The organism is Microcoleus sp. B3-A4 (assembly GCF_036705385.1).
Taxonomy (GTDB): domain Bacteria; phylum Cyanobacteriota; class Cyanobacteriia; order Cyanobacteriales; family Microcoleaceae; genus Microcoleus.
Window position 1 is genome coordinate 1 of sequence record NZ_JAUBUI010000010.1, and the last position, 12,186, is coordinate 12,186.

The 12,186-nt window shown below is 46.6% G+C and carries 11 protein-coding genes; 5 read left to right on the top strand and 6 right to left on the bottom strand.

The annotated features are described in order from the left end of the window. Positions 1 to 592: 592 nt before the first annotated feature. Complete coding sequence (locus QUB33_RS07165; protein ID WP_333348955.1) at positions 593 to 1,528, bottom strand: isoaspartyl peptidase/L-asparaginase; 936 nt, start codon at positions 1,526 to 1,528, stop codon at positions 593 to 595. 71 nt (positions 1,529 to 1,599) lie between these two features. Beyond that, a complete protein-coding gene (locus QUB33_RS07170) occupies positions 1,600 to 1,755 on the bottom strand; it encodes a DUF2256 domain-containing protein (RefSeq protein WP_333131300.1) in 156 nt (51 codons plus the stop codon). 90 nt (positions 1,756 to 1,845) lie between these two features. Here QUB33_RS07170 and QUB33_RS07175 point away from each other — a divergent pair, with 90 nt between their 5' ends. The 4 genes from QUB33_RS07175 (at position 1,846) to QUB33_RS07190 (ending at position 6,056) form a co-directional block, all read left to right on the top strand. Further along, positions 1,846 to 2,634, top strand: coding sequence for an RNA methyltransferase (locus QUB33_RS07175; protein ID WP_333348957.1), 789 nt, complete (start codon positions 1,846 to 1,848; stop codon positions 2,632 to 2,634). Positions 2,635 to 2,925: 291 nt separating this feature from the next. After that, on the top strand, positions 2,926 to 4,512 hold the full coding sequence (locus tag QUB33_RS07180; RefSeq protein ID WP_333348959.1) for a serine hydrolase: 1,587 nt from the start codon (positions 2,926 to 2,928) through the stop codon (positions 4,510 to 4,512). A gap of 65 nt (positions 4,513 to 4,577) precedes the next feature. Then, entirely contained in the window at positions 4,578 to 4,979 is a 402-nt protein-coding gene (locus QUB33_RS07185) for a hypothetical protein (protein WP_333348961.1), read from the top strand. A gap of 411 nt (positions 4,980 to 5,390) precedes the next feature. After that, positions 5,391 to 6,056 (top strand): DUF1295 domain-containing protein, encoded by a 666-nt coding sequence (locus QUB33_RS07190; protein ID WP_333348963.1) that lies wholly within the window; start codon positions 5,391 to 5,393, stop codon positions 6,054 to 6,056. A gap of 355 nt (positions 6,057 to 6,411) precedes the next feature. Here the strand turns inward: QUB33_RS07190 and obgE are convergent, their stop codons facing one another. The 4 genes from obgE to QUB33_RS07210 all read right to left on the bottom strand — a co-directional run bounded on the left by obgE (position 6,412) and on the right by QUB33_RS07210 (position 11,114). After that, positions 6,412 to 7,452, bottom strand: coding sequence for a GTPase ObgE (obgE, locus tag QUB33_RS07195; protein ID WP_333348966.1), 1,041 nt, complete (start codon positions 7,450 to 7,452; stop codon positions 6,412 to 6,414). A 577-nt stretch (positions 7,453 to 8,029) separates the two neighbouring features. Then, positions 8,030 to 8,758: a Mo-dependent nitrogenase C-terminal domain-containing protein gene (locus tag QUB33_RS07200; protein ID WP_445299511.1), complete on the bottom strand. Its 729-nt coding sequence runs from the start codon at positions 8,756 to 8,758 to the stop codon at positions 8,030 to 8,032. Between the two features lie 583 nt (positions 8,759 to 9,341). Continuing rightward, positions 9,342 to 10,274 carry a class I SAM-dependent methyltransferase gene (locus QUB33_RS07205; RefSeq protein WP_445299512.1) on the bottom strand — a complete coding sequence of 311 codons (933 nt, stop codon included), beginning with the start codon at positions 10,272 to 10,274 and terminating at the stop codon, positions 9,342 to 9,344. Positions 10,275 to 10,802: 528 nt separating this feature from the next. Continuing rightward, on the bottom strand, positions 10,803 to 11,114 hold the full coding sequence (locus tag QUB33_RS07210) for a 30S ribosomal protein PSRP-3 (RefSeq protein WP_278187374.1): 312 nt from the start codon (positions 11,112 to 11,114) through the stop codon (positions 10,803 to 10,805). 177 nt (positions 11,115 to 11,291) lie between these two features. Between QUB33_RS07210 and QUB33_RS07215 the strand changes: the two genes are divergently transcribed. Beyond that, on the top strand, positions 11,292 to 12,080 hold the full coding sequence (locus QUB33_RS07215; RefSeq protein WP_333348970.1) for a TIGR01548 family HAD-type hydrolase: 789 nt from the start codon (positions 11,292 to 11,294) through the stop codon (positions 12,078 to 12,080). Positions 12,081 to 12,186 lie beyond the last annotated feature (106 nt).

Sequence of the window (12,186 nt, forward strand, 5' to 3'; positions counted from 1 at the left end):
GCCACTTTTATCAACGGGGGATGAGGGCTGTAACTCAGATTAGGCCTAGCTCTTAGCTCTCTTTGTCACCCCCCCAGCTTTAATTTTTGCCGTTTTTCTTGCTCCCGTCTTGATTTTACCTGGTGCTTGATTGGTTGGACTATTCCCTCTAACCCGATTTCTAAGTACGTTTTGACCTATCTTGCAAATGTTATATCTGTGCAGCCTAATAGCTTCGTCACTTCTGCACGACTTTTTCCTTCACTTAGATGCCTAATTGCCGATAACCTTTGCCTGATATAGGATTGCTGATTCTTGTAGTACAGTCGTTGCCACTGCTTTTTCTCTAGGCTTACCTACCGCAATTGTTGACTAAGATTCATTTCTCTTACTCCCTTTTTTTGATTTTACCTCTATCTATATTCTTTGGGCGGGAAGGGAGTAAGCATCGGCAGATGAATTGTAGGAAAATGGCACGGCGGCGTGTCCTGACTGTGGGTAATATCCATTCGGATGCCATTAGATTTGATATAAAACTAACGCCGAGCGAGATACCCGAATTCTTCAAAAAGCCGGGTATCTGAACCGCAGACTGATAATTTATATCGGCCTTTTAAGCAATAAAAATCAGCGTTCCCTTGCCCATTTCCAAAGTATCGCCCATTTCCATACCGTTGTGAAAAGCACCCAAAATCACCTCGCTAGTTTTGCCGAAAGCGATCGCCCCGCTAGCATCAATTCCAATTGCGCCAAAATCCCGTTGGCGCTCGTCAGCTTCAGTAAAAGAACGCTCAAAAGCAGCTTTCAAACTTAAACCATCTGTCACCCGAACCACAATTCGCGCGGCCAAACACTCGTCCATAATGTGCTCGCCAATCCCCGTACAGCTTACCGCCGCACTTTCAGCGGCGTAATTTCCCGCCGGCATCGCCGAGTCGCTAACCCGCCCGATGCGCTCAAAACCCTTGCCACCAGTCGAAGTCCCAGCAGCCAAGCGTCCATGCACATCCAAAGCTACGACTCCGATAGTACCCATACCGGCCGGTTCGGCAACCACGTCAGCCATTGCTTTACTAAAATTGCCTTGGCGTTCCTGCATCCACTCGTGCAAACGCAAATCCGTCATCGGATCGTAAATCGGCAATTGAAGTTCTCGCAGCAATTCCGCCGAACCAAAATCAGAGAGAACTCGATCGTCCGAATGCTGCAAAAATTGAGCAAGTTCGATCGGATGTTGAACGCGAGAAACATTAATCGCCCCGCTGAAACGCTGCATCAAACCGTCCATCAGCGAAGCACTCATCCGAATTTGACCGTCCGACTGCACCACAGAACCAGTACCGGCATTGAATCGCGGGTCATCTTCCAACAATTGGCAGCCCCGCACCACTGCATCTACGGCACTTGCACCGTCTTTCAGCAGCGGATAAACTTCCTCCAAAACATCGTAAAGCGATTTCCGCACCGCATCAATTCCGCCTTTACTATGTAGAGAACTGCCCGCACCGCCGTGAATAACTAGCTTTGGTTGCACTTGTTGCGATGCCATAATTTATAACCTAATACCTAAAATTTTTCCTTTGCAATCTTAGCTTCGATCGAGCAACTTGCCCTAAATTCTTAATCTTGAGCCGCAAAACGGCGGCGACGACAACGTTCGGAGCAGTATTTGACCTCATCCCAGCAGTCAGCCCATTTTTTGCGCCAAGTAAAAGGTCGATCGCACACGGGGCACATTTTTGTCGGTAAATCAGATTTCGATCGTTGCTTGGCCATGCTAATTTGGACATTACATTAGTTAGTGATTAAATTTTAATCAAAACAAACAAAACAACCAATTTCTGCCTAACACCTCCCCAAATAAAAATGCTCGAAACGGCCGACGCCAACATCCGAATCGTCTTAGTCGAACCTGCAGGCCCATTAAATGTTGGTTCAGTTGCCCGCGTCATGAAAAATATGGGTTTGCACCAATTAGTTTTGGTAAATCCCCAGTGCGATCATTTAGGGGAAGAAGCCCGACTGATGGCTGTTCGCGCGGCCGACATATTGGAAACGGTCAAAGTAGTCGAGAGTTTGCCCGCTGCTTTGGTTGGGTGTGTCAGGGCGATCGCAACTACAGGGGATGATTGTCGATCGTTGCCAACACAACTAGAAGAACCCGCAGATGCCTTGCCTTGGCTCCTTGAAGCCCCCAGCGCCCTAATTTTCGGCCGAGAAGACTGCGGCTTGACCAATGCCGAATTAAACCGCGCTCAACGCTTGATCCGCATTCCCAGCAGCGATGGCTACACTTCCCTAAATCTCGCCCAAGCAGTCGCTATCTGCTGTTACGAACTATACAAGTCAGTTGTCAGTTGTCAGTTGTCAGTTGTCAGTGACCAGAAGGAATCGGCTCCCTTGGAAAATTTAGAGGGGTATTACCAGCAACTAGAAACGCTGTTACTCAAAATAGGATATTTGCAGCAGCACACAGCCGCAAGCCGGATGGAAAAATTTCGGCGTTTGTACAACAGAGCCTATCCGACAATTGATGAAGTCGCCATGCTGCGGGGCGTCCTCCGCCAAACAGAATGGGCAATCAAAACTTACCCACCAGAGGCAAATTCTGATACTCTGGATGGGGCGTTGCCGGAAAATCCAACGGATAGCTAGGAGAAATGCTGATAATTGGGGATGTGAGATTGAGGATTTTTTTCACAGAGAACTTTCCTGCCCCCACTTGTCACCTTCATAACAGGGTTTCTTGACTAAAAACCTAAGCTTTGCGATAATTTGCGAGCAATAAACTTGGTTGCTGATACCATGCAGCCTCTGGGGCAAATCTAACATCTAAAATCTAAAATTGATTGGCTGGCAAGCTGAAAAATCTTAAACTTGAAATTTACAGTAGTGATGAAGGAGTAAGACGTGGCAGAGCGGTTTCCCAAAGGATCGATATTATCGGTGATATCTTCGTCGATATCCTCTCCCAACTCCGGCTCAAAGCAGCCTAAGTCCGGCAAAGCAAGCCAGTCTGGCAACTCGGGCCGCCGTCGCCCTTCGCAACCGCAAAACGGCAATTCAGAAATTCGATCGCCCGAACCTGCGACTTTGCCACTGCAACAGGGTCGCGGCAGCAGAAGAGGAGCCAATTCTCCCACATCTTCGGAAGAATTTACTACACAAGACTTTTTATCCGATCCCCGATCGGCAATTAACCCTAGAAAACCCAGAACCAAAACTCCGCAGTCGAAGACTCGCCAACCAGGGAAAAAAGGCCTCGCTGCTGTCGATATGTTCGAGTTTCCGGAGCCGAATCTGGAGCGGGAAAATGTGAGTTCGATCGCCAGCAATCCCAACAGCCAGAGCCCAACTGCCACTACCCCTGCAACCCGTGGAAGTCGTCCCATTTCGCCCCCAGTTCGCATTCAAGACACGGTAATCCCCCCAGATGCCAAAAAACCCCCCGTGCCTAAACCGCGCCCACAAGCGAGTCCGAGACCGGGTAAACGCTCTGCACCTCGAAGCGTACCGCCGTTGGTGTATGCTACTCGCTTGGTGATTTTGGGAGTTGGCATAGCGGTGATTTGCGGGACGCTGCTGTCTGTGGTAAATGCTGTGAGTCGAGCATCGACTGTAGCGGCAGAAGAACAAACCACCGCAGGGCAGAACAACCCCGCCGATAGCGCATCTGCGGCACCCGCAGCCCCAGAAGTGCTGCAACTGAATCAAGAATTAGGAGCTTTGAAAACGCAAGTTCAGGTTTTAGCAACAGAAAATCCTACTTTGACAGCCGGAATATTTCTAGTGGATTTAGATACTGGAAGCTACCTAAATTTTAATGGGGATACTGCTTTTGCTTCAGCTAGCACAATTAAAGTGCCAATTTTAGTAGCTTTTTTCCAAGCAGTAGATGAGGGCAAAGTACAGTTAGATCAGATGCTGACGCTGAAGCCCGAACACATTGTCGGCGGTTCAGGGGATATGCAAGATCAGGCTCCTGGCAAGAAGTATTCGGCTTTGGAAGTTGCCCAAAAGATGATTGTTGTCAGCGACAATACGGCGACAAATATGATGATTGAGTTGTTGGGAGGTGCTGAGGTTTTAAATCAGAATTTTGCAAATTGGGGTTTGAGTACCACGGTTCTGCGTAAGAATTTGCCAGATTTGGAGGGAACTAATACTACCAGTCCGAAGGATTTGATTAATATCATAGCCCAGGTCGATCGGGGTAATTTGGTATCGGTGAAATCGCGCGATCGCATTTTGCAAATCATGCGCCAAACTAAAAATGATTCTTTGCTGCCCAAGGGTTTAGGCGAAGGTTCAGTTATTGCTCACAAAACCGGCAACATTGATACAATGCTAGCGGATGCGGGGATGGTGGATTTGCCGAACGGTAAGCGTTATTTAGTGGCGGTGATGGTGAAGCATTCGCCGGAAACGGAGAAGCCAGCTCAAACCTTGATTCGGGATATTTCTCGGATGAGTTACCGTTATTTGAACGGTGGAGAAATGCCAGACGATTCACAAGTCAAAATTAAAAATTGAAAATTCAACCGGGTTTTTTCGGACAAGTCTCGTAGACTTTATCAAACTATAAATCAGTTTGTATTATGAAACTAAGCATCCGCCTTGCTTGTCTGGTAGCTCTCTCAACTTTATCCGTTGTAGTCTCCCCCTCCTTGAGTAATGCTAATCCTGCTCCTGAATATGAGACCGACGGCGTGAGAGCGATCAACAATAATATCGAACTCAATCGGGCAAAAAACTTAGCTCGTCAAGCAGCAGAAAGGGCTAATGGGGGTTTAGGCAACTATCGAGCTGAAGCTTCGATGCACGGTACTTCTAAGGAATCGCCGTTCGTTGACAATGGCGATGGAACTTGGACTTTTACTTTTAAGGGTTCCAAGCCTGGTTCGTCTGTCTTTACTGTAGAAACGGTTGTTACGGTTTCCCAAGATGGGAGGGTGAGAGTCGATTACAACGGGCAAATTCGCGACTCAAACGGAATTTAACAATACTTAGGGCTTACTCACCGGTACTCAAAAACCGGGTTTTTCACGAAATAGTTTGTTACAGCCCCAGAAACGGTAAAAAACCCGGTTTCTTGGTGTTGATGCGTCCAGGACTGAACTTGTGAAATACCGATCGCCCGATTAGAGAAATCATTGATTAAGCTTTCGTCGCGGGTGATCCGCGCAAAATTCTTTCGGTACTGATCTCGCGCTCGATTTTCTTTGTTAACCCGAGAGCGGGAGCTGTCAAATAAACGAACGAGGGCACTCCGGTCACGCTTTCAAGTTGCTTGTTACCGCGTCAGGCAAAATAGAAGCAGATTGATAAGTTTGCTCGTGATCAGTAGTTAGATCTAAAAAAGTGTAATATAAACAGAGATTGAGTTTACTAGATCGAGATTAACAAAAGCTATGAAAACCAAGCACTTTATCAATCTGCACAAAGGACTCAGCTTTCCATTTATTTTGACACTGATGTTCATTTACCAAAATTTTAATTTGGGTGCTTGGGTTTATCTCGCCCTGCACGGTACTTATGGTTTGTTGTGGCTGCTCAAAGACCAGATATATCCAGATAAACAGTGGGAACAAGAAATCTCTGTCGGAATGGGAATATTCGGCTTTGTGGTAGTTAGCCTCTATTGGGTAGCACCTTTTATTTTGATTAGCAGTGGGTCACAACCACCTCTGCCGTTAGTGGCAGCAGCAATTTCCCTAAATATTATCGGTGTCTTTCTACACTATACTGCTGATGCACAGAAGTATTACACCCTTAAGTACCGTTCGGGACTAATAACTGAAGGATTTTTTGCCAGATCGCGCAATACGAATTACTTAGGAGAAATCCTCATCTACGGATCGTTTGCGATGCTAGTTCAGCACTGGCTACCTTTTTTAATTCTGGCAGCTTTTATTGCTGGTATGTTTATCCCTAACATGATAAAAAAAGAGCGTTCACTCGAACGATATCCTGAATTTGCCGACTACAAAACTAGGTCTGGACTTTTACTACCTCGACTATTTGTATCAACAGCTCTCGAACAAAAAAAAGACAGTTTAGAGGAGAAAGTTGGTTAAAAATAGTAAGTTAGGGCGTTGCGGAATTACAAGATGAGTTCATGAGGGATAATAAGGCAATTTTGTAGGAAATGCCCTGAATGCAGCTCAACTCATATCCACAAAATAAGATAAAGCTTCTAATAATAAATTTCCCGCCTTTGCCGCACAGCCTTAGCGATTGCCCCATACCCCTTTGGGAACTTTCACCGTCACGCTTGTAGGCGATTTAAAGCAGTCGGTAGATACTTTTAAACGATCGTTTTTCAAGACACAGAGGCTCAAACCCTTGCCGCACCAGTTTTACAGCCGAAAGATTTGACCCCCTCAAAAAAACACTTACCCATTCACTGAAATTTCAGGAACCAGAAAGCGATTAAACACTCGCGACGGCTTCGAGTTCTGCCGCCTCTTTCTCGTTCATCTCGTCGAGTTTCTGCCAAACTTGCTGCATCAATTCATCCAATCCAAGTCTACTAACGGCGGAAATCAACAAAACAGGAGCGCCGCTAATTTCTTTAAGTCGGCTGATTAAATTACCGATTTCTTCGCTTTCGAGGTTGATCGCATCTACCTTATTAAAAGCCAAAATCTGCGGTTTATCGGCTAAACCACGCCTGTAAGCCTTCAATTCTTCCTGAATTGTGACATAATTGGCGATCGGATCTTCATCCGTAATATCGATCAAGTGCAGCAGCAACCGAGTCCGTTCAATGTGCCGCAAAAACTCGTAACCCAAACCCGCGCCTTCGTGAGCTCCTTCAATCAATCCCGGAATGTCTGCAAACACCGTACCGTCGCCAGTCGGTTTTTTGACTACGCCCAAATTCGGAACTAAAGTTGTAAACGGATAATCTGCTATCTTGGGGCGAGCTGCAGACAAAGCAGAAATTAAGGTGGATTTGCCAGCATTCGGCATCCCGAGAATTCCCACTTCAGCTAATAGCTTCAGTTCCAAACGCAAAAATTTGTGTTCTCCTTCTTTTCCCGGCATCGCATAATCTGGAGCGCGGTTAGAATTGGTCAGAAAACACTTATTCCCCAAACCGCCTTTGCCGCCTTGGGCAACGCAAAAAGTCTGTCCTGGCGTTACTAAATCTGCTAAGATTGCCTGAGTTTCCGCGTCGTAAACAACTGTACCGCACGGAACTTCGATCGTGCGATCGTCCCCAGAAGCCCCCGTCATATTCTTCGGCGCGCCACGCTTCCCGTCTTCGGCTTTAAAAATCCGGTTGTACTGAAAATCTAGCAGCGTTTGCAGACTTTCCACCGCCACCATAAACACAGAACCGCCCCGCCCGCCGGTGCCACCACTGGGCCCGCCCGCCGGTACATACTTTTCTCTGCGAAAAGCTACCATGCCGTCGCCGCCTTTGCCGGCTGCGACTTGAATATCTGCTCGATCGATAAATTGCATAATTTAGTCAGTAGTCAATAGTGAGTGTCAATAGTCATTACTTATTATTATACCAGATGCAAGTACCATATTCGTCTTTGCCTTTAGTCCGCGTCGGCGCACGACATCCAAGTTTAGTCGCGATTTACAGTTGCCGGAAAAATAGAATTTTACCAATTCTGAAAAGTAGTGCAGAATGAGAGATTGTACCTGAGCATCTGTAGGGAAACGGCACTGCCGTGTCCGGCTCCGAAATCTTTTAATAATCTGTATAAGAAGTTGAGGATGATACCAAGAGTTTTGTTTGATTAGTATAATAAAAGCCGATTTTATATTATTAGCAGGAATCACGCACGAAAACAGAATAAACTGGGTTTGTCTCAGGTGTGAATAGCTGTCAAACTATTTTTTAGTGCCAAAAATAGGTTTCTAAATCATCGAAAATACTCTCCTGAAAATTAGTAATTGCTAATTACACGAGTTCTGCAAATACTGATTTAACGTGCTAATTATAGCGGTAAGGTGCTTATGGGCGCATCCTACAGATAGAGGTTCTGCGCCCTGGAATGAATTACCAATTAGCAATTACCCATTCCTTTTAACAATAGGACGATACATCTTCCTTACATTCATCTGCCAAATAGCAGAGAGCTCGAAAGCGCATCCCGACTAACTGTTCGTAAAGCGGGTTAATCTGGCACATCGCCGGAATGTGGACGATTTTGCGACCAAATAATACGACATCTCGCTCAAACGGACACTGGGGCGGAATAATTTTACAGACAAAGTGTGCCAATTTTGGGTCGTGAATTTCCCAGGCGTCAAGCCAGTCTTTGACGGGTTGCAGGACATTTTTGTGGTGAGGTTTAGGTAGCCGAGATGAAAGAGGTGTTCCGACTACGGGGACGACATTCGCATCAAAGACTATTTGGCTGCTGGGTCCCTGCGGATCGCACTTGCTGTCTTCGATGGTGTGTCGCAGAGCTTCGATCACCTCGACGTTCTGACCCAAAGCTGTGCAAAACTTATAGATTACCTCGTCTTCGCTGAGCGAGTATGTACCGTCTGCCAAAGCTACCATGACTGCTGTCCTCAAAAAATCCTCGCCTTTGGCGGTGTCTTTCCCTAACACAGCGACTAATTCCTCTGGGGCAATCGGTTCAAAACCCGCCTCAAAAGATACCGGGTGGAGTTCATCCTCAGTTAGATTTGCAATCATTTTTTGCTCGTCTTCGTCAAAGTTGCCGTCTGCCCAAGCAATTGTCAGCAATCCCCGCAGCCAAGCAGTAATCTCTTCATTGGTGCAGGAAGATTTAGCGTTACTCATTAGCATTTCCACTTGGATGTACCAGTCAATTTGTTCGTTTACAGCGGGCTCAATATTCCCCTCCCAATAATTTTTACTGGTTTTTTGGTCGATGGATGATCTATTTGTGGAAGGTTGGTGCCTGAAGATTGCTCCAAACGCTTGTAGTGGATGTGTTAAAAGCATATTTGTTTCTCAGCAGCATCGCTGACTAGCGAGCTAATCTATTGGCTAATCCTATTCCCTAAAAAGTCATCTATCGCGAGGAATAGGTTTGTTGAATTCATCTTAACTCTAGTTGCACCCATTGAGATGGCGATCGACTTTTATTCAAGCCCGATTGCCCTTAGCAACCCAATTTTTCGCAAGAAGTAAAAGGTTGGCAAGCGTGGGATCTAATCAGACACTGGGTTTCTCACCCAGGCGGCGATCAACTTCGCTCTCTTTACATTTTAATATATATTTTTGTAAATTTTTCTGTGCCGGCAGCACAATATTAACAGCGAGGCGGGTTTACGCTGTTGAAATAAAAATATATGAGGAAAATTTAACCGCCGATAAAAGCTTTTGATTGCTGTGTCCGTCTAGAAATGACCGATTTTTTTTAACTTCGGCGACACAAAATCCAGCGCAATTCCATTGGCGGGCGTGCGTTTGCCATCGGGAATACATCTCGACCGGTGGCCCAACTGGGAAACCAAGGGGTCGGTGGCCAGGCTCCTTCCGGCAGGTGGTGGTGTTCGTACTCAAACACCAATTCGTCGGATATTTGGACTAAGGGCAACCCTTCCATTGCGGTGGCGAGTTCTTGAGGCGTAAATAAAGTAGACCAGGAGAGTTGGGCAACTTGTCGCACGAGGGCATCTGGCTGGTAGTCGCCGACGGTTAAAAACGTGCTGAACAGCAACAGACCTCCGGGACACAGGGAATCGCACATTTTAGCTAGGAAAAGCCGTACTTGATCGCTGTCTCGAAAATGTGAGATGACTTCGGCGGCAACTGCCAACTGGTAGCGGGCAGGTTTCATCCGCATTAAGGGATCGAGCACATCGCCTTCAGTCACTGTCACGGGAAGATTTTCGGCTGTTACTGCTGCTTTCAATTGTTCTGCAAAAGCTGGAGCTAGTTCGATCGCATCTACAGAATAGCCCAATCTCGCCAGGGGCAACGTATTGCGGCCGGTACCAGCCCCCACGTCCAAAATCCGCACTCGATCGGGTGTACCCAATTTAGCAGCCGTTGCCATCAATTTTGCGTCTGGATGAGAGCCGAAAAGCGGAGGTTCTCTGGTATCTACCCAGCTTTTGTACTGTTCTCCAACTGTTGAGGTAGTAACAATGACTTTGCAAGCTAAACCGGTTTGCGGCGGCTGCACTGACTCGTATTGCAGAATCAACATCGATGCTGTGGAGGTGCGGTAGCCTTGTTCTAACTTGGTGGCTAAAAGCTTGCTGAGTTCGTCTCTGCGGTCTTCGGGCAGGGGTCTGTCGAGAGTGCTAAATAGCTTTTCTATCGACTTGAGATAGTGGCTTAGCATTCCCGGTACGCAGGGAAAAATTAATTCTCCGCGAGCGTTTATGCGAGTATTAATTTTGTAGAGGATAGCTTGCTGGAGAATGTCGGGATTTACTACCAGCGGTAGCTGTTCGGTCTGGTTGATTGTACTTTCGGCGCCCATAGATTCCGCGAAGAAGTCATTAGTTATCAGTCATTAGTCATTAGTCAGAGGGAAGGCTGTTGAGAGCTGACTGTACAATTCAAGAGTATAAAAAAGCCGATTTTAGATTTATTTGGTTTGGTTGCTTAGTCTCTTTAGACTCTATCAAATTAGATTTGAGAGCTTTATTTTGGATAAATCTCAAATCTCAAATCTCAAATCGACCAAGCCCAAAACCCGAGTAGGTCCCAAAATCGGAGTTAGTATCAATATAAGCTGTAGCGCATTTAAATTGTATGTTTCACGGCGAGGTGGAAAAAGCGTCAAATCCTCTCGCCTTCTCCCCTCTCTCCTTCCCCTCGTCAGCCATAACAGGCAATGTATATGGGTAGCAAATTAAAGCTGGGCTTAGTTGCTCCCGGTAAAAGTCACTTGGGGGAATCTTGACTGAGCTTCAGTCATCGGGCGCCGTCTGCCTTCTTCTTGCCAGTAGTTGATTACTTCTGTCGCTTGGTTGAGGATTTCGACGCGATCGTTATCAGCAATCCAGTGTTTGGCTTCGAGTTCGTTTTTGAGGTCTTCCCACGCATCTTTGCGAGGCCAGAAAAAGTAGGATGTCAGCGGGCTAGTTCCTTTGCCGACAACTTGGTCAACGGCGAGGGCAACATTCTCTTCTAGCCAGAGAACTTTTAAGATGAACTTGGACAAGCAAACCTCCAGGGTTCCGATCGAACTTGTTAAAAATTTCTACAATCGCTAAGCGTAGCACACTCTGTTCGATAATTGGTCATCGGCCATGAAAACTTTTGTGGCGCGGCTGGTTTTAGCGCCACTCAGGGGCTGGGAACAGATAAAATTTGGGTTCTCACGCGCCCTAGGTACAAGGATGGTTAAGTTGTGAACAGAGTTATTGTAGTCTTCGACATTGACGGTGTGGTGCGGGATGTGTCCGGTTCTTATCGGCGGGCGATCGCGGATGCGGTGGAGCATTTCACGGCGGGTGCTTTTCGCCCGAATTCTCTCGATATCGACTCTCTGAAGTCTGAGGGAGTGTGGAATAATGACTGGCAGGCGTCTTTCGAGTTAGTTTGCCGTTATTTTGAGGGGATTGGGCGATCGAGAAACGAACTCGCTCTCAACTATGACGAATTAGTGGCTTTTTTCCAAAGTCGCTATCGCGGGCCCGATGAGAAAAATTGGACTGGTTACATTTGTAGCGAACCGCTGTTGTTAAGTCCGGCTTACCTGGAAAATTTAACAGTGGGAGGTATTTTTTGGGGCTTTTTTAGCGGGGCGATGCGGGATGAAGCTGGTTATGTTTTATCAGGAAAACTGAGTTTAAATTCCCCTGTGTTGGTGGCGATGGAAGATGCACCGGGAAAACCCGATCCGGCTGGACTTTTCGCGGCAATTGAACAGTTGGAAAACCTGCACGGTTTAGAAAAAAATTTGCCCGTGATTTACGCGGGAGATACGGTTGCCGATATTTACACGGTGGTGAAGGCGCGGGAAGTGCAACCAAATCGGGTTTGGCTGGGAATCGGAATTTTGCCCCCTCATGTTTTGGATGATTCTGTGCGCTGCGATGCTTATGCTGCAGCGCTGAAAACTGCTGGTGCAGCAGCGGTTTTCAGGAATGTCGAAGAGTTGACGGCTGCGCGGATTCGAGAATTAGTTAATTGTTAGTTGTCAGTTGTTAGTTGTCGAAATAACAAATAACCAATGATATCGTTTCCGGTTGTATCGGAATAATAAAATTGAGTCAACAGTCAACAGTCAACAGTCAACAGTC